This is a genomic window from Clostridium ihumii AP5 (genome assembly GCF_000612845.1).
GTDB lineage: Bacteria > Bacillota > Clostridia > Clostridiales > Clostridiaceae > Clostridium_J > Clostridium_J ihumii.
In genome coordinates this window covers 1-18,254 of sequence record NZ_CCAT010000018.1, presented here as the reverse complement: position 1 = coordinate 18,254, position 18,254 = coordinate 1, and the positions used below count along the sequence as shown (strand labels likewise).

The following is an 18,254-nucleotide window of genomic DNA, read 5'->3' as shown; positions in this document are numbered from 1 at the left end:
CAAATTATCATAAAAATTGACTTTAAAGACTGATACTTCGGTTTTATCCTTCATTGTTAATTTTGTATAACACTTTAAATTTCTCTTTCTCAACTGAAACATGAATAACTTAAAGTTTCAACTTGGATTCCTATATAAGAAGGTTAAATAAATTAATTAAAAATAAATTATTTAGTATAATATGATATGGTTTGTACATAATAATGAATGTGCTATTAAAATTTAAAATATATTAAATTAAATTTAATTAATATATTTATTAGAAATTAGCATAATAACAATACAATAAAGGATAAAAAATACGGAAAATCTCTATTGAGTTATATAAAACTAACTGTTTAACATATAACATGTAAAAATACCAAGATAAAAAATAAAAAATAATAGTTTAGGTCTAAATATATTATAAATAATAGAAGAATTTTGAGTTATATTTTTATAAAATCAAAATAGATAGGTAAAAAATTTAAAATTTTTTTGTGAAATTGATAAATTAGAGTATAATAATACGGTATAAACCATTGAAAATGCTCACTTTTAATTAATATAAAAAAAATATAAAAAAAATGTTGACATTAATAAAGATTTTCGGTATTATATTACTTGTCGGGTGCGAGAAAAGCACTGGGGAAACAAAAGATGAATGACATATGGCTCCTTGGTCAAGCGGTTAAGACACCACCCTTTCACGGTGGTAACAGGGGTTCGATTCCCCTAGGAGTCACCATTATAGTGGTCGCATAGCTCAGCTGGGAGAGCATCTGCCTTACAAGCAGAGGGTCACAGGTTCGAGCCCTGTTGTGACCACCACATACGGCCTAGTGGCTCAGTTGGTTAGAGTACCGGCCTGTCACGCCGGGGGTCGAGGGTTCGAGTCCCTTCTAGGTCGCCATGATTTTGCTGGCATGGCTCAACGGTAGAGCAGCTGACTTGTAATCAGCAGGTTGTAGGTTCGATTCCTATTGCCAGCTCCATAATCTTTTAAAATTTAATATGGCTCCTTGGTCAAGCGGTTAAGACACCACCCTTTCACGGTGGTAACAGGGGTTCGATTCCCCTAGGAGTCACCATTTGTGGTCGCATAGCTCAGCTGGGAGAGCATCTGCCTTACAAGCAGAGGGTCACAGGTTCGAGCCCTGTTGTGACCACCACATATAAGGCCTAGTGGCTCAGTTGGTTAGAGTACCGGCCTGTCACGCCGGGGGTCGAGGGTTCGAGTCCCTTCTAGGTCGCCATTATTTTAAAAAAGAATAAAGTCCAGATTAACTGACTTGGTCAGTAAAAGCATTTTGGCTCCTTGGTCAAGCGGTTAAGACACCACCCTTTCACGGTGGTAACAGGGGTTCGATTCCCCTAGGAGTCACCATTATATGGTCGCATAGCTCAGCTGGGAGAGCATCTGCCTTACAAGCAGAGGGTCACAGGTTCGAGCCCTGTTGTGACCACCATATATGGCCTAGTGGCTCAGTTGGTTAGAGTACCGGCCTGTCACGCCGGGGGTCGAGGGTTCGAGTCCCTTCTAGGTCGCCAAGCTTTGCTGGCATGGCTCAACGGTAGAGCAGCTGACTTGTAATCAGCAGGTTGTAGGTTCGATTCCTATTGCCAGCTCCATGAAAAACCTTGAATATTAATTCAAGGTTTTTTTGTTGTCTTTTTATAGTTAAGTTATATTTTAAGGTAACAATGTAAAGTATAATTTATAGTTTAGGTTTAAAGAGTACTTTAATATGTACTCTTTTTTTATTTTAAGATTAAACACATTAAAAACATATAAGAAAACAAGAAAATATAAATATTATTGACGGGAAAATAAAGTAACAAATATAATTATTTTGTAATATATAATAGAATAAAAAAATATAAAATTATTAAGAAAGGATGTGAGAACTTATGGAGATAGTTAAATGTACAGAAGTAAGAAAGAAATTTAAAATAGCTGATGATTATTTTGAAATATTAAAAGGTGTAAACTTATCTATTAATGAAGGTGAATTTGTATCTATTATAGGAGAATCAGGGTCTGGAAAGTCAACACTTTTAAATATATTAGGTGGATTAATGCCTGTAGATAATGGAGAAATTTTAATATTAAATGAAAGAGTGGACGAGCTGTCGGAAAATGAATTAGCATTGTTTAGAAAAGAGCATATTGGATTCATATTTCAGTCATATAATTTACTTCCACAATTAACAACTATAGAAAATGTAGAAATGCCACTTATATTTTCTGGAGTGCCTAAAGCAAAAAGAAGAACAATAGCAATGGAAATGATAGAAAGAGTAGGCCTTATTGATAGGATTAATAACAAACCTAGTGAATTATCAGGTGGACAACAACAAAGAGTCTCTATAGCAAGAGCATTAATAAACAATCCGAAGTTAATATTAGCAGATGAACCAACAGGAAATTTAGATAGTAAGACAAGTATTGAAATTTTAGATTTATTAAAAGAATTAAATGATACATACAATATGACATTTATAGTAGTTACTCATTCACAAATAGTTAATGAATATGCTAATAGAGTTATAAAAATGAAAGATGGACTTATATATTAAAATGTGGAGGAAATACATTATGAAGAAAAAGATAATTTTAGCAACAGTTTTATTTTTAGGAATGGTACAATTAACAAATATAAGAGTATATGCAAATGAAGTAGAAAGTAAACCTAATCAAAATCAAAATGAAAGCGGTTCAAATAATAATGGAAATATTCCAAGCATACATGAAAGTAATATACAATCTAAAAATATTATGGTAAGCAGTGTAAATGTAACACCAAATGTAATTGAACCAGGAAAAGAGTTTTCATTGACATATAGAATTGAAAATATAAGTGGAAGAAGAATAGAAGGATTATCATTAAAAATAGTTGCTGTAGAAGGAAAGGGAACATTAGCGGGATTTATTCCTGTTGGAACTACAAATGAAATATATGCTGGTAGTATAGGTGTTGATGATGTAAAAGATGTAACTGTGAAGCTAGCAAGTGATCCAAGTCTAAAGGCTGGAACTTATAATTTTTTAACAAGTGTTATGTTTAACGTTAGTGGTCAGGAGCAAGAAGAAATAACTAAATTATCAGGTATTATGTTAACAAATAAGTCTAACTTAGATATTGAGGGGGTTGAGTGTAATACACAAGATGATGGAAGTTTATTAGTTGGGAATTTAAATAATAGCGGTGAAGAAAACTTAAGAAAAGTTGAAGTAAATGTATCTATTAATGGTGAGAAATATAAAAAATATATAGGAAAAATAGAGGGAGAAAGTGAGCAGATATTTGAGATACCTGTTAGTGCTGTCGAAGAAAGTACGAAAGCACTAATTGAGGTAAAGTATGAAGATGATAATGGAATAAAGCATACAACTAATCAGGAAGTAGACGTAGAAAAGAGTATAGAAATTAATAATGATGAAATTAATGCAGGAGAAGAAGAAGTCAAATCTAGTGGATTTTGGGGTTCAATAAAAAGATTTTTTGGAATAGGTGCTTAGATTATGAAGTTTAGAGATTTAGTAGACATTGTATGGAAAAATATGTGGAAAAGAAAAGCTAGAACTATATTTACTATGATGGGAGTAATAATAGGCTGTTTAGCAGTGTTTATAATAAGCTCAATAACTAATGGATTTAAAAATTATCTTATGAATGAAATGGGTGGATTAATGAATACATCCATTATTACAATAACTCCTGCATATGAAATGGAAGGGGAAGATTCTTCAAAACTTAAAACAAAGTTAAATGATAAATGTATAGATGAAATAAAAGAATTATCATTTATAAAACAAGTTATACCAAAGAGAAGTTCTTCGGGAATGATTAAATATAAAAAAAATGAGACAAGTAGCCAATTCATAGGCTCTAGCTTTATTGAGAGTGAAAGCGAAAAAGAGATACTATTTGGACGATATCCTAAGGAAAATTCTAATGAAGTTATACTAGGCTATGATGTTGCAGCTATGTTGCTTGGATATAATTATGAAAACATTCAAGATGTAAATGAAAATGAATTAGAAGTTTTACTTAATGAAAAAATAAAGATTTATGCTAGTGAAAATTTTGAAGATGAAGATGGAAAAATAGTAAAATATAAAAAATTTAATTTACATATTGTTGGAATATACAAATCCAATGGAAATTTAAATTATTCTATAAAAATGCCATTAAATATTATAAATAAATTTATAAAATCTGAAAGTGTATATTCAAAAGAAGATTTTACAGAGAGAATTAATAATTATGATGAGATAGAAATTGTTATAGATGAAACAAAAAATATAAATGAATATGAAGAAATATTAAAATCTATGGGATATAACACAATGTCTTTTAAAGATTTTGAAGAAAGTATACAAGGAACAATAAAAGGGGTCAAATTAGTTTTAGGTTCTTTAGCGGGAATATCCCTTATGGTTGCAGCTTTAGGTATAAGTAACACTATGGATATGGCTATACATGAAAGAAGAAAAGAAATAGGAATAATAAAAGTAATAGGTGGTACAATCAACGATGTAAAAAAAATATTTGTAGCTGAAGCATGTTTAATATCTTTTTTAGGAGGAGCAATTTCAATTGTTTTAGGACTAATTGTGGATATAATAATTAACATATTATCAAAGTCTATAACACAAGCTATTATGCAACAGGAAATAGATAGAATAGCAATTCCAAGCATATCTTTAATTATAGGTATATTAACATTTAGCTTGATAATAGGGGCTATTGCTGGATTTCTACCAGCAAATAAAGCAGCAAAAACAGATGTTATAACAGCAATAAAATAATATGTATTAATATTTTGAATAGATAGATATCATTCTATTAATAAATCAAAATTAACAATTATTCCAATATATGATATTATAAAAACAGACAAAGTTGGTTATAGTCGTTTATCCTTTAAGAGAATTTTCCTTTTGTATAAAAAACTCAACTAGAATTATCTAGTTGAGTTTTTTATTGTATTTCTTTTTAATTTTAATCTTAAGTCATCACCAAAAAATTTATATAAGGTAAAATTGCCAAATAATCTTGATGTTAATCTTTCAGAGTATATATCAGTTAATTCATCTAAAGAATAATTAGTAGATATAATCATTTTTTTATATCTAAGCATTTTAGCATTTAAAAGATTAAATAATTCCTTTTTTGAGAAATTAGACAATTGTTCTGTTCCTAAATCATCTATTATCAATAAGTCACAATCTACTAATGAAGTATATAGACTATCATTGTTATTAAATTTAGCGTCTTTAAGTGCAGCTATTAAATCATCTGCTGTTTTATAAATAACTGAGTAACCCATTTCAATAAGTTCCTTAGCAATACAATGAGTTAGAAAGGTTTTACCAGTTCCAGGATTTCCGTAAAAAAGTAAATTATCATTATGCTTATTAAATGTATCAATATAAATAATAGAGTTTTTATATATTTTAGCCATATTATTTTTAGGGCTTATTGGACTATTAAAAGCATCATCAGAAAAATAATTTATATTAAAATTATTAAAATTATTACTTCTTAAAGAAATGCTTAAATCAGAATTTTTATAAGCCACATTTACAAGGTATTTCTTGTAACAAGAACATTTAGATGTATAAATATAACCAGTATCTTTACATTTAGGACAATCATAATGAAAGTCTAGATAATCCATTGGATAACCATTAGCAACTAACAACTCTGATTTTTTCATTTTATATGTCATAATTTCATTTTTTATCTTATTAATATTAGATTCTCTATCATTACCAGGCTTTATAGCAGCTAATGACAAACCTAATGATAATTTTTGAATTTTATTTTCAATATCTAATATTTCTGGAACATTAGATTCAATTTCTTTTTTTCTATTTTGTAAATCTAGCTCATTAGACTTTCTAATTTGCTCATATAATTTCATAACTTCTGAATGAAAATTTTTAATCATTATCATACCATCCTAATAAATCTTTTTCTAATTCTTCAAAGTTATAAGAGCGTTGTTCAAAATTATTAAAGCTATCTTTATTTTTGTTAGAAGAATTCATAATTGGTTTATGATTTAATTTCTTTCTATCTTTTTTCTCAACATCTTCAAGTGAAGTTATATTAGATTTAAACCAACTATTTAAGATTCCATCTATATATTTAAAATCTGCCCTATTTAATCTTTCAAAACATATATCACAAGCTTTATATATTACATCTGCATTAAATTTATAGGTAGAAAACCATTTATAAATCATATCTTCCTGAGGCTTCATTACATCAGGAGAATTTATTCCTAAATACTTAAGGATTTTTCTAATATTTATCCATTTATCTTCATGACGTTTTATAAACATTTGAGCATCTTCAATAGTTTTTATATTATCATCATGCCAAGCAATAGCGATTTTTTCGAAATATCTGTAATCATTTTTACCTTTAGATACACAGTATTGGATAAGCAATAAAATTAATTCAGGTGAAAAATTAAAGTCTTTTTGCCAGCTTAGGTAAACTTCAATTTCTTTAGGAGATATAGTTCTACCGATTAGCTTTTCTATATCTTGTAGCATATCTTTAATAGAAGAATTATCAAGTTCTTTTAATATATTGAAATTTTTAGGTGGAGAATCTACAGAATCATCTAAGTCTATAAATTCTATTGTGTAATTGCCCATATTGTCTATGGCACACATTTTAACAACACCCATATCACTCCAATAGTTCCAGGCATTTAAAATGTCGCTTTCAAGTAGTGATAAGGTATTAGCGATAACAGCAGAATTGGCACCTAATTCGCCACTTATGCAATATTTCAATCCTAAAAGATACACTTTTACATATTCACCACGAGCATTAGCCATATATTTATCAATAAAAACATTATTTACTGGAGTATATCCCAAACTCTTATTTTTAAACATGAAAGTACTCATGCACATCCCTCACTTCTAAAACAAAATATTATCATAGAAATACACGATAAAATAATAATATTTTCTTTTATATAAATTGCGTTTTCTATAATGTCAGTCTTAAAATCATAGTTTATGCAGAAACTATGAAAATTATAACAATAAAATAATAATATCAAATTGCATTATCAATTTGATATTAGGTATAAAGTGTTATAATGCATATAAAAAAAGTATTAAAATCAAATATAAATTTATTAAAATCTTATAAAAGAGTAAGCTACATAATTGTAAGACACTTTTACAAAACTAGTTTTTTGATAGTTCATTATATAAAAATTTAATACTTAAATTAGATAGTATTTTTAAATCTGTCTATCATAGTTTTAATTTTAGTATAACATATATTATGTTAAAAGATTAGTATATTTTAATTTAGGTTAATGATTAAATAAATAAAAAATGGTTAATAATAGTCTAAGGTGCATTAATAAAGTAAAAAAATTTTTTATGTAAATTTAGGAGGAGATTTTTACGAAAGTTTATAAGTGTAAAAAATTTAAAATTGCTTTAGCTACCCTAATTATACTAGTATCAACCATTACAATATATAAATTAGAAGTGAATGAAGATTATTTTGTATATAATAGCAAGAATGAGATAATCACACACTATGAAGATGGTGATACAATTAAAAATGTATATAATGAAATATGTAAAAATATAAAGGATAAAAGTTTAAATTCAAAAGAGGAATTAACAATTAAAAAAGGTAGCATAAAAAATTATAAAAGCAAAACTAAAGAAGATGTAAAAAGAGATTTAGAAGAATACATACATGTAAATGGGTATGTTATGAAATCTGATAACATTCAAATAGGATATATTAGTGATCCTTCTATTGGAAATTCGGCAATAGAAGAAATAAAAAATGAATGTGTTAGTCAGTATAAGGGAGGAAATTTGCAAAATATAAAAGTAAACAATAATATAACATATGATAAAGCAAGTTTTTCCTTTAATAAATTAAATGATAAGGATTCTATAAAACAAAGCATTGCAAAGTTAAACAAAAGTGAAAATAAGGTTTTAAGTTTTACAGCAACAGAAGAAATAAGCAACTTAATTTTTACTAATATGGATGCAACCAATAATGAAACTAAAGCAAATGAAAATATAGAATCTAATCAAATAACTGAAGAAGAAAGCACACAAGTTGTGAATCGTAATTGTATGGGAACAACACCAATATTTCAAAATAAAGATTTATTTCCACCAACTGTAGGTGTAATTAGTTCCTACTTTGGAGAACGTTGGGGAACTGTTCATAAGGGGTTAGACATAGCAGCCAACCAAGGAACACCTATAAAAGCAGCCTTTGATGGAAAGGTTGAATTCTCAGGTGTTATGAATGGTTATGGAAATGTTATAATCTTATCACATGGTGGAAACAAACAAACTTTATATGCACATTGTAGTACTTTATTAAAAAATACTGGAGATACTGTAACAAAAGGTATGGAAATAGCAAAAGTTGGTAGTACTGGTGACAGTACTGGTCCACATCTTCATTTTGAAGTTAGAATTAATGGAAATGCAGTAGATCCACTAGAATATTGTGGTCAATAATATTAAAATATAATAAGATATAAAAAACAAAGTTAATGATTATACTTAACTTTGTTTTTTTAAACATAAATACTTTGAAATACGAAATATTTGATTTAGAAATAAGGGAGTGATCACATGAGCTTTAATGATTTAAAAAATGAAAAATTAAATAGTGTATTAGTAGATTTATTTAATTATATTTTAAAAATAGAAGAGAAATCTTTAGCAAGTGGTAAAATAAAAGATTTATCCATAACAGAAGTACATACAATAGAAGCAATTGGAATAGACAGTGAGAAAACAATGAGTGAAGTTGCAAAAAGTTTAAAAATAACTGTTGGTACATTGACAACAGCAATAAATAAATTAGTTAAGAAAGGATATGTAGATAGAAATAGACCAGAGGATGATAGAAGAACAGTAAAAATATCATTAACGCAAAAAGGAAAAGTTATACATAGAGCACATTCTATGTTTCATAATGAGCTAATAAGAAGTATGTTGTGTGAATTAGAAGAAGAAGAAGAGATAGTATTGATAAAAGCATTAAGCAAAATTGAAGAATTTTTTAAAGGAAAATATGAGGATTTATAGAATTGCGTGTAAAACACGCTTTTTTTTATTAAAATATAAAATAAAAAATTTATATACTACCCTTGACTTTAATTTAAAACTGGATTATACTTTGATTATCAAAATATTTGATAATTAAAATAAAAGGAGGTGAATTAATGGAAATTAAATGTTCAAAAGAAAAACTGAATAGTGTTTTAGTTGAATTGTTTAATGACATATTGAAAATAGAAGAAAAAGCATTAAAGTGTGGACCTATAGATAATTTGTCCATGACAGAAATACATACTATAGAAGCAATTGGTATGTATCATAAAAAAAAAATGAGTGAAGTTGCTAAAAGTTTAAAAATAACGGTAGGTACTTTAACAACGGCTATAAATAAGTTGGTAAAGAAAGAGTATGTAGAAAGACATAGATGTGATGAAGATAGAAGAACAGTAAAAATATGTCTTACTAAAAAGGGTAAAGTAGTTTATAGAATACATCAGAAATTTCATGATGATTTAATAAAAGATATTATTTCTGAATTGACATATGATGAGGAAGTTGTACTTATAAAAACATTAGAAAAAATAGAAAAGTTTTTTATAGAAAAGTATTAAAATTTAAAGTTTAGAGAGGACTTATATATGGGTGTTAGGATAATTGGAACAGGAAAAGCAGTTCCCAAAAAGGTTCTTACTAATGAGATGATGTCAGAAATTTTAGACACTAGTGATGAATGGATATATAGTAGAACAGGAATTAAACAAAGATATATATCAACAGGAGAAACAAATACAAAGTTATGTGTTGATGCGGCAAAAGATGCATTAAAAGATAGTGGACTAAAAGGTGAGGATATAGACCTTATAGTAGTTGCAACTATTACTTCTGATAAACTTACACCTTCAACAGCTTGCCTTGTTCAAACAGAAATTGGAGCTAAAAATTCAATGGCATTTGATATAGTTGCTGCTTGTAGTGGATTTGTATATGCACTTGATATTGCTGTTAAATTCATAAAAAGCAATGAATATAAAAATGTTTTAATTATTGGTGGTGAAGTGTTATCTAAAATATTAGATTGGAGTGATAGAAAAAATGCAGTTCTATTTGGTGATGGAGCTGGCGCAGCAATAGTCACAAATGATGAAAGTGATTATATAACATCAATAAACTGTGTAAGTGTTGGTGAAAAAGCACATACTTTAACGTGCAATAGCTTAGAAATAAAAAATTTATATAAAAAACATAGTGATGATTTTTCTAATTATTTGAGTATGGATGGAAAGGAAATCTTTAAGTTTGCAATAGATGTGATTGAAAAAAGTATAGAGAAAATATTGAAAGAGGAAAATTTAAGGTTTGAAGATATAGATTATATAATTCCACATCAAGCAAATAGTAGAATGATTGATACTATTGCAAAGAGAAAAAACTATGATAGAAATAAATTTTATATGAATATAGAACGATATGGAAATACATCTAGTGCAAGCATACCAATAGCATTAGATGAAATGAATAAGAAGAATTTATTAAAAGATGGTATGAAGATAATTTTAATAGGTTTTGGTGGTGGACTAACTTATGGAAGTGCACTAGTAAACTGGAAAAAATAAATTAATGATAGGAGATAGATGAAATGATAATAGAAAGAATAAAGAAAATAGTGGCAGAACAAGTAAGTATAAATGAGGATGAAATAAAAGTAGAGGCAAATTTTTCAGAGGAATTAGGATTAGATTCACTAGAATTATTTGAAGTAATAATAGCATTAGAAGATGAATTTAACATTGAAATACCTAATGAAGATTTAGAGAATATAAAAAATGTAAAAGAATTATCTGTATATATAGAGAAAAGAATAGGATAAAAATTGGAGGTAACTATGAGTTTCAATATTTGTGAAATGCTAGACATAAAATTTCCTATAATTCAAGGCGGTATGGCATGGATTGCAGATAGTTCTTTAGCAGCATCAGTTTCAAATGCAGGTGGTCTTGGAATAATTGCAGCAGGTAATGCACCAGCAGAATATGTTAGAGAAGAAATAATTAAAACTAAGAAGTTAACTAATAAACCATTTGGAGTAAATATAATGTTACTTAGTCCATATGCAGATGAAATAGCAAGAGTTGTTTGTGAGGAAAAGGTAAGTGTTGTTACTACTGGAGCTGGAAATCCAGGTAAATATATGGCTATGTGGAATGAAAATAATATAAAAGTTATACCAGTTGTGGCATCAGTAGCATTAGCAAAAAGAATGGAAAGGGCAGGAGCAAGTGCAATAATTGCAGAAGGTGCAGAGGCAGGTGGTCATATAGGAGAACTTACTACTATGACATTAGTTCCACAGGTAGTTGATAGTGTTCATATTCCAGTAATTGCAGCAGGAGGTATTGCTGATGGTAGAGGAATGGCAGCTACATTAATGTTAGGCGCTAGTGGTGTTCAAATGGGAACAAGATTTTTAGTTGCTAGGGAATGCACAGTTCATCAAAATTATAAAAATAAAATAATAAGTTCTAAAGATATAGACACAGCAGTTACATCGAGAAGAACAGGTCACCCTGTTAGAGTTTTAAAAAATAAACTTACAAGAATATATCAAAAAGCTGAAAAGGAAAATTGTTCTATAGAGGAACTTGAAAGTCTTGGTGTAGGGGCATTAAAAAAAGCAGCTAAAGATGGAGATATAGATATGGGATCAGTTATGGCTGGACAGGTGGCTGGATTAATAAAGAAAGAGCAAACCTCCAAGGAGATTATTGATGAGATTATTGATGAGGTAAGTGAAATTTTATTAAAAAAAGAGGTGTTCAAGTGGGAAAGATAGCATTTGTTTTTCCAGGTCAGGGTTCTCAAATTGTTGGAATGGGAAAAGATTTTTATGAGAATATAGAAGAATCTAAAAAAATATTTGATGAAGCTAACAATATACTAAATTTTGATATAAAAAAGTTATGTTTTGAAGGACCTAAAAATGAATTGGATATAACAGAAAATACACAACCGGCATTGTTGACTTGTAGCATTGCAATTTTAAAAGCTGTAGAGAGCTTAAATATAAAACCAGATGTAGTAGCTGGACTTAGTTTAGGTGAGTATTCAGCACTTGTTTGTAGTGGGGCAATAGAATTCAAAGATGCGTTACAACTTGTAAAAAAAAGAGGATGGTTAATGCAGAATGCAGTTCCAATAGGACAAGGCGGAATGGCAGCAATATTAGGTTTAGAAAGTAAAAAAGTTGAAAGTATATGTACTGAATTAAAAGATTTAGGGTGTATTGAAATAGCTAATTTTAACTGTCCAGGACAAATTGTTATAGGTGGACAAATAAATTTAGTAGATACAGCAATAGAAATGGCACTTAATTTAGGGGCTAAAAGAGCAATTAAACTTTCCGTGAGTGCACCATTTCATACATCTATGCTTAAAGGAATTCAAAAGAAATTCTCAGACGAATTAAAAAATGTAAAAATAGAAAAAAACAGAGTTCCAGTTGTTACAAATGTAGATGCTGAATATATGAAAGAAATAAGACCTACATTAGAAAAGCAAATTGTAAGTTCTGTTATGTGGGAACAATGTGTAGAAAAAATGATAAATGATGGTGTTGATACATTTATAGAGATAGGTCCATCAAAAACATTGAGTTCTTTCATAAAAAAAATAAATAAGGATATGAAAGTGTTTAATGTTAGTGATATTCAATCATTAAGTAAATTAGAAAGTGAAATAAAGGAGGATCTATGTTAAAAGGAAAAAATGCAATAATAACAGGGGCATCAAGAGGTATTGGTAGAGAAATTGCTATTGAACTTGCAAAGTGTGGATGCAATATTGTTTTTAATTATAGAAGTAACGATGAATTGGCATATAACTTAGCATCTTTAATAAAGGAATATGGCGTTGAGTGTGAATTCTTAAAAGGAAATGTTGCAAATTCAAATGATGCAGATAATTTAATAAAGCTTTGCAAGGAAAAATTTAAAACTGTAGATATATTAGTAAATAATGCAGGAATAACTAGAGATAACTTAATAATACGAATGAAAGAAGAAGAGTTTAACGAAGTAATAGAAACTAATTTAAAAGGAACATTTAATACAATAAAAAGTGTATCTTCAATTATGATGAAGCAAAGAAGTGGAAGAATTATAAATATAAGTTCAGTAGTAGGCGTTAGTGGCAATGTTGGACAATGCAACTACAGTGCATCTAAGGCTGGAGTATTAGGAATAACAAAATCAATTGCTAAAGAACTTGGTGGAAGAGGAGTGACTGTAAATGCAGTAGCACCTGGATTTATAGAAACTGATATGACAAATATTCTTAACGATAAAGTTAAGGAAAATATAATAAACTCAATTCCATTAAAGAAGTTTGGAAAACCAGAAGACATAGCGAAACTAGTGTCATTCTTATCATCAGATGAGGCTTCATATATAACAGGTCAAACAATACATGTAGATGGTGGAATGATAATGTAATACTTTGATAATCAAAGCTATTTTCTATAAAAGGAGTAAAAGATATGAGTAGAAGAGTTGTTATAACGGGAATGGGTGTTTTATCACCTATAGGAAATAATGTTGATGAAATGTGGAATTCAGTAAAAGAAAATAAATGTGGAATAGATTTTATAACTAAATTTGATAATACAGACTTTAAGGTTTCAGTAGCAGGGGAGCTTAAAGAATTTAATATAGAGAAATACATGTCAAAAAAAGAAGCACATAGAATGGATAAATATGCTCAATATGCAATGATTGCAGCAGAGGAAGCAATTAATGATAGTAACTTAAATTTGGAGAATATAAACAAAGATAGAATGGGGGTTATTGTAAGTTCAGGCATAGGTGGAATTGAAACATTAGTGTCAGAACACAATAAAATGTTAGAAAAAGGACCTAGCAGGGTATCTCCATTTATGATACCAATGATAATATCAAATATGGCATCAGGACAAATTGCAATAAAGTATGGTGCAAAGGGAATTTGTACAACAGTAGTTACAGCATGTGCAAGTGGAACTAATTCAATAGGGGAAGCTTTTGAAGCTATAAAGTCAGATAGAGCAGAAATAATGATTGCAGGTGGAGCTGAGGCCCCTATAACAGATATAGCTGTTGCTGGTTTTTCATCACTTACAGCACTAAGTAAAAGTGATGATCCTAAGAGAGCATCAATACCATTTGATAAAGAAAGAAATGGTTTTGTTATGGGTGAAGGTGCTGGTGTTGTAATTCTTGAAGAACTTGAAAATGCATTAAAAAGAAATGCAAAAATATATGGAGAAGTAGTTGGTTATGGAGCTACTTGTGATGCATATCACATAACAAAACCATCAGATGATTCAAGAGAAATTTCAAGAGCAATGGAGATGGCAATTAATCAAGCTAATATATCAAAAAATGAAATTTCTTATATTAACGCACATGGAACTAGCACATACTATAACGATAAATCAGAAACAAATGCTATAAAAGCGTTATTTAATGAATTTGCATATGAGATACCTGTAAGTTCAACTAAATCTATGATGGGTCATTTACTTGGAGCAGCTGGAGCAGTTGAAGCAATTATATGTGCAAAAGCATTAGAAGATAGTTTTATACCAGCTACTATAGGATTAGAAGTTAAAGATGAGGAATGTGATTTAAATTATGTTCCTAATAATGGAATACAAAAACAAATTAAATATGCACTATCTAACTCATTAGGTTTTGGTGGCCATAATGCAACTCTTTTATTAAAAAAGTGGGAGGGTTAATTATGGATATAGAAAATTTAAAAGAAATTATAAAATTAATTAATGACTCCAATATTAGGTTTTTTGAGTTTGAAGAAGAGTCTACTAAAATAAAAATAAGCAAGGATTCAATAGTAGAAGAAAAAACTAATACTGTAAAAGAAATAGAAGAAGTAGAAGATGAAATTATAAAAGAGGAAACTATAGAAGTTATAGAAAATGAAAATGTAAAAAGTGAAAACATAAAAGAGATATTATCACCAATGGTAGGAACATTTTATTCAGCTTTATCACCAAATGATGAACCATTAGTAAGAGTTGGTGATAGGGTAAAAAAGGGAGATGTAGTTTGTATAATAGAGGCTATGAAAGTTATGAATGAAATAGAGTCAGATATAGATGGTGTAGTTAAAGAAGTACTAGTTAAGAATGATGAGATGGTTCAGTATGGTGAAAAAATAATAAGAATTGAGGAATGTTAGGGAGGAGAAAAATGAGTCAAAAGGGATATAACATAAAAGAAATACAAGAAATAATACCACATAGATATCCATTTTTACTAATAGATAAAATAGTAGAAATAGTGCCTGGAAAAAAAGCTATAGGAATAAAAAATGTAACTATGAATGAATATTTTTTTAAGGGTCACTATCCAGATGAACCAATTATGCCAGGAGTTCTAATTGTTGAAGCATTAGCACAAGTTGGAGCAGTTGCTATTTTAGATAAAGATGAGTTTAAGGGAAAGAAACCAATATTTGGAGGTATAAAAAAAGCCAGATTTAGAAAAGTTGTAGTTCCAGGAGATACTATTTTATTAAGTGTTGAAATGGTTAAGATAAGAGGTCAAATAGGTGTTGGAAATGCTGTGGCGACTGTAGATGGAGAAGTTGTTTGTGAAGCTGAATTAACTTTTGCAATAGTAGATTAATGGTGAGGGAATAAATATGTTTAAAAAGATATTAATAGCAAATAGAGGAGAAATAGCGGTAAGAATAATACGAACTTGCAAAGAAATGGGAATAAAAACTGTGGCAGTATATTCTGAAACAGATAAAAATGCATTGCATGTTCAACTTGCAGATGAGTCTGTTTGTATAGGACCAGATAAAGCAAAAGATAGTTATTTAAATGAAAAAAATATACTTAGTGCAACAGTATTAAAAGGTGCAGAAGCTATACATCCTGGATTTGGATTTTTATCTGAAAATAGCAAGTTTGCAAGGATGTGTGAGGAATGTAATATAGCATTTATAGGACCAGACTTCTCAAATATTGAACTTATGGGTAATAAATCCAATGCAAGAGAGGTTATGCAAAGGGCAGGAATTCCAATAGTTCCAGGTTCCGATGGAGTGATTAACGAATATGAGGATGCCTTAAAAATTGCTGAAAAAATGGGTTATCCTGTTATGATAAAAGCATCTAGTGGTGGAGGCGGAAGAGGAATAAGAATTGTACACAAAAAAGAGGATCTAAAAAGTGCATTTACTACTGCTAAAGCAGAGGCTAAAGCATGCTTTGGTGATAGTAGTATGTATATAGAAAAGTTTATAAAAAATCCAAAACATATAGAAGTGCAAATTTTAGGTGATAAATTTGGAAATGTTATATATCTTGGTGAAAGAGATTGTTCAATACAAAGAAGAAATCAAAAGATTATTGAAGAAGCGCCAGGGGCAACAATATCTAAGGAATTAAGAAATGCAATGGGAGAAGTTGCAGTAAGGGCAGCTAAGTATATAAATTATAAAAATGCAGGAACAATAGAGTTTTTATTAGATGAAGATAATAAATTTTATTTTATGGAGATGAATACAAGAATACAGGTAGAACATGGCATAACAGAAATGATTTGTGATGTGGATTTAATAAAGGAACAAATAAATATAGCTAGTGGGAAAGAATTGACAATTAAACAAAGCGATGTAGAAATAAGAGGACATGCTATTGAGTGTAGGATAAATGCAGAAGATCCCAGTAAAAATTTTATGCCATGCCCAGGAGAAGTTAAATATTTAAATTTACCTGGTGGTTTAGGAATTAGAGTAGATACAGCAATATATAGTGGTTATGAAATTCCGCCAAGTTATGATTCAATGGTAGGAAAAATTATAGCATATGCACCAACACGATTTGAAGCAATTAAAAAGATGGAAAGAGCTCTGAGTGAGCTTATTATAGATGGAATTGAGACAAATATAAATTTTCATTTAGAGATTTTAAACAATGAGAATTTCTTAAATGGAGAATTTAGCACTAAATTTATTGATAAGGAATTTGGACATTGCTTTTAAATGAGGTGATTTTTTATGTTTGAAATAAGCAAACTTTTTATAAAGAAAAGACAGTATGCAACTGTACAAAATATAGAAAAAAATGAAAATAATCAAATAAGACCTACCATACCAGATGGGTTATGGATTAAGTGTAAGGGTTGTGGAAAATTATTATACAAACATGATTTAGAAAAAGGTTTTAATGTTTGTGAACATTGTAATTATCATTTTAGATTGGGAAGTAGAGAAAGAATAAAGCAAATTATAGATGAAAATACATTTGAAGAATTTGATATAAATATGACATCTGTTAATCCTTTAGAGTTTGATGGATATGAAGAGACTATAAGAAAAAATAAGGAGAATGCAAGCACTAATGAAGCTGTTGTAACAGGTAAAGGAAAAATAAATGGTAAAGAAACAATTATAGCTGTTATGGATAGTAATTTTATGATGGGAAGCATGGGGTCAGTAGTTGGTGAAAAAATAACTAGAGCAATAGAGTTTGCAACAAAAAATAATAAACCAATAATTATATTTACAGCGTCAGGTGGAGCAAGAATGCAAGAAGGAATATTTTCATTAATGCAAATGGCAAAAACATCAGCGGCATTAGCGAGACATAGTGATAGTGGAAATTTGTATGTTTCAGTTCTGACAGATCCAACAACAGGTGGAGTTACAGCAAGTTTTGCTATGCTTGGAGATATTATAATTGCAGAGCCTAAAAGCTTAATAGGGTTTGCTGGTAGAAGGGTAATAGAGCAAACTGTAAAAGAAAACTTACCAGATGATTTTCAAAAAAGTGAGTTTATGTTAAAAAGAGGATTTATAGATAAAATAGTTCATAGAAGAGAGTTAAAAGATTTTTTAGCAAAACTTTTAATATATCATTAACAATATAAGTAGAAAATATTAGTTAGGGGTAGAATTATTGAATATGAAAAAAGAAGAATTTAAAAATAGAACAGCATGGGATAAAGTTTTGTTAGCTAGGGCGACAAATAGGCCAACATCACTTGAGTATATAAATAATATATTTGATGATTTTATAGAACTTCATGGAGATAGATGTTTTTGTGATGATGCTAGTATTGTGGCGGGAATAGGTGTTTTAAATAAAATGCCAGTTACAATAATAGCTCAGCAAAAA

The 18,254-nt window shown here is 29.1% G+C and carries 19 protein-coding genes and 11 tRNA genes; 28 read left to right on the top strand and 2 right to left on the bottom strand.

What is annotated here, in order from left to right; all coding sequences use genetic code 11:
* The first annotated feature begins 652 nt into the window (after positions 1-652).
* From BN346_RS04050 to BN346_RS03985, 14 genes are all read left to right on the top strand, one after another.
* Positions 653-727 (top strand) — tRNA-Glu (locus BN346_RS04050).
* 7 nt (positions 728-734) lie between these two features.
* Positions 735-810 (top strand) — tRNA-Val (locus BN346_RS04045).
* A gap of 5 nt (positions 811-815) precedes the next feature.
* Positions 816-892 (top strand) — tRNA-Asp (locus BN346_RS04040).
* A 7-nt stretch (positions 893-899) separates the two neighbouring features.
* Positions 900-974 (top strand) — tRNA-Thr (locus BN346_RS04035).
* Positions 975-995: 21 nt separating this feature from the next.
* Positions 996-1,070 (top strand) — tRNA-Glu (locus tag BN346_RS04030).
* Between the two features lie 5 nt (positions 1,071-1,075).
* Positions 1,076-1,151 (top strand) — tRNA-Val (locus BN346_RS04025).
* Between the two features lie 7 nt (positions 1,152-1,158).
* Positions 1,159-1,235, top strand: a tRNA-Asp gene (locus BN346_RS04020).
* Between the two features lie 56 nt (positions 1,236-1,291).
* Positions 1,292-1,366 (top strand) — tRNA-Glu (locus BN346_RS04015).
* 6 nt (positions 1,367-1,372) lie between these two features.
* A tRNA-Val gene (locus tag BN346_RS04010) sits at positions 1,373-1,448 on the top strand.
* A gap of 5 nt (positions 1,449-1,453) precedes the next feature.
* Positions 1,454-1,530: transfer RNA gene (locus BN346_RS04005), tRNA-Asp, on the top strand.
* A 6-nt stretch (positions 1,531-1,536) separates the two neighbouring features.
* Positions 1,537-1,611: transfer RNA gene (locus BN346_RS04000), tRNA-Thr, on the top strand.
* A 279-nt stretch (positions 1,612-1,890) separates the two neighbouring features.
* On the top strand, positions 1,891-2,559 hold the full coding sequence (locus BN346_RS03995) for an ABC transporter ATP-binding protein (protein WP_034439715.1): 669 nt from the start codon (positions 1,891-1,893) through the stop codon (positions 2,557-2,559).
* A 19-nt stretch (positions 2,560-2,578) separates the two neighbouring features.
* The gene (locus tag BN346_RS03990) at positions 2,579-3,502 is read left to right on the top strand and encodes a COG1361 family protein (RefSeq protein WP_051539996.1); all 924 of its coding nucleotides are present in this window, start codon (positions 2,579-2,581) and stop codon (positions 3,500-3,502) included.
* A gap of 3 nt (positions 3,503-3,505) precedes the next feature.
* The gene (locus BN346_RS03985) at positions 3,506-4,795 is read left to right on the top strand and encodes an ABC transporter permease (protein ID WP_034439712.1); all 1,290 of its coding nucleotides are present in this window, start codon (positions 3,506-3,508) and stop codon (positions 4,793-4,795) included.
* A 155-nt stretch (positions 4,796-4,950) separates the two neighbouring features.
* Here BN346_RS03985 and BN346_RS03980 read toward each other — a convergent pair whose 3' ends face one another.
* Both BN346_RS03980 and BN346_RS03975 read right to left on the bottom strand, forming a co-directional pair.
* Entirely contained in the window at positions 4,951-5,940 is a 990-nt protein-coding gene (locus tag BN346_RS03980) for an ATP-binding protein (protein WP_101541670.1), read from the bottom strand.
* A complete protein-coding gene (locus BN346_RS03975) occupies positions 5,933-6,916 on the bottom strand; it encodes a DnaD domain protein (protein WP_034439708.1) in 984 nt (327 codons plus the stop codon). Before BN346_RS03975 ends, BN346_RS03980 begins: the two co-directional genes overlap by 8 nt.
* A 600-nt stretch (positions 6,917-7,516) precedes the next feature.
* On the opposite strand from BN346_RS03975, the gene BN346_RS20385 reads away from it, so the two are divergent.
* The 14 genes from BN346_RS20385 to BN346_RS03905 form a co-directional block, all read left to right on the top strand.
* Entirely contained in the window at positions 7,517-8,524 is a 1,008-nt protein-coding gene (locus BN346_RS20385; protein WP_051539994.1) for a M23 family metallopeptidase, read from the top strand.
* 117 nt (positions 8,525-8,641) lie between these two features.
* The gene (locus BN346_RS03965; RefSeq protein WP_034439706.1) at positions 8,642-9,100 is read left to right on the top strand and encodes a MarR family winged helix-turn-helix transcriptional regulator; all 459 of its coding nucleotides are present in this window, start codon (positions 8,642-8,644) and stop codon (positions 9,098-9,100) included.
* 137 nt (positions 9,101-9,237) lie between these two features.
* The gene (locus BN346_RS03960; RefSeq protein WP_034439703.1) at positions 9,238-9,684 is read left to right on the top strand and encodes a MarR family winged helix-turn-helix transcriptional regulator; all 447 of its coding nucleotides are present in this window, start codon (positions 9,238-9,240) and stop codon (positions 9,682-9,684) included.
* A gap of 27 nt (positions 9,685-9,711) precedes the next feature.
* A complete protein-coding gene (locus tag BN346_RS03955) occupies positions 9,712-10,686 on the top strand; it encodes a beta-ketoacyl-ACP synthase III (RefSeq protein ID WP_034439701.1) in 975 nt (324 codons plus the stop codon).
* Positions 10,687-10,709: 23 nt separating this feature from the next.
* Positions 10,710-10,940 (top strand): acyl carrier protein, encoded by a 231-nt coding sequence (acpP, locus tag BN346_RS03950; protein ID WP_034439699.1) that lies wholly within the window; start codon positions 10,710-10,712, stop codon positions 10,938-10,940.
* A gap of 15 nt (positions 10,941-10,955) precedes the next feature.
* On the top strand, positions 10,956-11,903 hold the full coding sequence (gene fabK, locus BN346_RS03945; RefSeq protein ID WP_034439697.1) for an enoyl-[acyl-carrier-protein] reductase FabK: 948 nt from the start codon (positions 10,956-10,958) through the stop codon (positions 11,901-11,903).
* A complete protein-coding gene (fabD, locus tag BN346_RS03940) occupies positions 11,891-12,826 on the top strand; it encodes an ACP S-malonyltransferase (protein WP_034439695.1) in 936 nt (311 codons plus the stop codon). Before fabK ends, fabD begins: the two co-directional genes overlap by 13 nt.
* Positions 12,820-13,560: a 3-oxoacyl-[acyl-carrier-protein] reductase gene (gene fabG / locus BN346_RS03935; protein ID WP_034439693.1), complete on the top strand. Its 741-nt coding sequence runs from the start codon at positions 12,820-12,822 to the stop codon at positions 13,558-13,560. The genes fabD and fabG overlap by 7 nt, the downstream gene beginning before the upstream one ends.
* Before the next feature lie 44 nt (positions 13,561-13,604).
* Positions 13,605-14,843, top strand: a complete 1,239-nt coding sequence (fabF, locus tag BN346_RS03930; RefSeq protein WP_034439691.1) for a beta-ketoacyl-ACP synthase II — start codon at positions 13,605-13,607, stop codon at positions 14,841-14,843.
* 2 nt (positions 14,844-14,845) lie between these two features.
* Positions 14,846-15,304: an acetyl-CoA carboxylase biotin carboxyl carrier protein gene (gene accB / locus BN346_RS03925; RefSeq protein ID WP_034439689.1), complete on the top strand. Its 459-nt coding sequence runs from the start codon at positions 14,846-14,848 to the stop codon at positions 15,302-15,304.
* Positions 15,305-15,315: 11 nt separating this feature from the next.
* Positions 15,316-15,753 carry a 3-hydroxyacyl-ACP dehydratase FabZ gene (gene fabZ, locus BN346_RS03920; RefSeq protein WP_034439687.1) on the top strand — a complete coding sequence of 146 codons (438 nt, stop codon included), beginning with the start codon at positions 15,316-15,318 and terminating at the stop codon, positions 15,751-15,753.
* 16 nt (positions 15,754-15,769) lie between these two features.
* Positions 15,770-17,119 (top strand): acetyl-CoA carboxylase biotin carboxylase subunit, encoded by a 1,350-nt coding sequence (locus tag BN346_RS03915; protein ID WP_034439685.1) that lies wholly within the window; start codon positions 15,770-15,772, stop codon positions 17,117-17,119.
* Between the two features lie 15 nt (positions 17,120-17,134).
* Positions 17,135-17,998: an acetyl-CoA carboxylase, carboxyltransferase subunit beta gene (accD, locus tag BN346_RS03910; protein ID WP_034439683.1), complete on the top strand. Its 864-nt coding sequence runs from the start codon at positions 17,135-17,137 to the stop codon at positions 17,996-17,998.
* A gap of 43 nt (positions 17,999-18,041) precedes the next feature.
* A partial coding sequence (locus BN346_RS03905) for a Clp protease/crotonase-like domain-containing protein (protein ID WP_479723100.1) occupies positions 18,042-18,254 on the top strand: 213 nt, incomplete at its 3' end.

Coding starts and splice junctions, on each gene's coding strand:
- acpP (WP_034439699.1), top strand. CDS start 10,710: ATGATAATAGAAAGAATAAAGAAAATAGTGGCAGAACAAGTAAGTATA.
- BN346_RS03990 (WP_051539996.1), top strand. CDS start 2,579: ATGAAGAAAAAGATAATTTTAGCAACAGTTTTATTTTTAGGAATGGTA.
- BN346_RS03960 (WP_034439703.1), top strand. CDS start 9,238: ATGGAAATTAAATGTTCAAAAGAAAAACTGAATAGTGTTTTAGTTGAA.
- BN346_RS03915 (WP_034439685.1), top strand. CDS start 15,770: ATGTTTAAAAAGATATTAATAGCAAATAGAGGAGAAATAGCGGTAAGA.
- accD (WP_034439683.1), top strand. CDS start 17,135: ATGTTTGAAATAAGCAAACTTTTTATAAAGAAAAGACAGTATGCAACT.
- BN346_RS03985 (WP_034439712.1), top strand. CDS start 3,506: ATGAAGTTTAGAGATTTAGTAGACATTGTATGGAAAAATATGTGGAAA.
- accB (WP_034439689.1), top strand. CDS start 14,846: ATGGATATAGAAAATTTAAAAGAAATTATAAAATTAATTAATGACTCC.
- fabK (WP_034439697.1), top strand. CDS start 10,956: ATGAGTTTCAATATTTGTGAAATGCTAGACATAAAATTTCCTATAATT.
- BN346_RS03975 (WP_034439708.1), bottom strand. CDS start 6,916: ATGAGTACTTTCATGTTTAAAAATAAGAGTTTGGGATATACTCCAGTA.
- BN346_RS03980 (WP_101541670.1), bottom strand. CDS start 5,940: ATGATTAAAAATTTTCATTCAGAAGTTATGAAATTATATGAGCAAATT.
- BN346_RS03995 (WP_034439715.1), top strand. CDS start 1,891: ATGGAGATAGTTAAATGTACAGAAGTAAGAAAGAAATTTAAAATAGCT.
- fabZ (WP_034439687.1), top strand. CDS start 15,316: ATGAGTCAAAAGGGATATAACATAAAAGAAATACAAGAAATAATACCA.
- fabG (WP_034439693.1), top strand. CDS start 12,820: ATGTTAAAAGGAAAAAATGCAATAATAACAGGGGCATCAAGAGGTATT.
- BN346_RS03955 (WP_034439701.1), top strand. CDS start 9,712: ATGGGTGTTAGGATAATTGGAACAGGAAAAGCAGTTCCCAAAAAGGTT.
- fabF (WP_034439691.1), top strand. CDS start 13,605: ATGAGTAGAAGAGTTGTTATAACGGGAATGGGTGTTTTATCACCTATA.
- BN346_RS03965 (WP_034439706.1), top strand. CDS start 8,642: ATGAGCTTTAATGATTTAAAAAATGAAAAATTAAATAGTGTATTAGTA.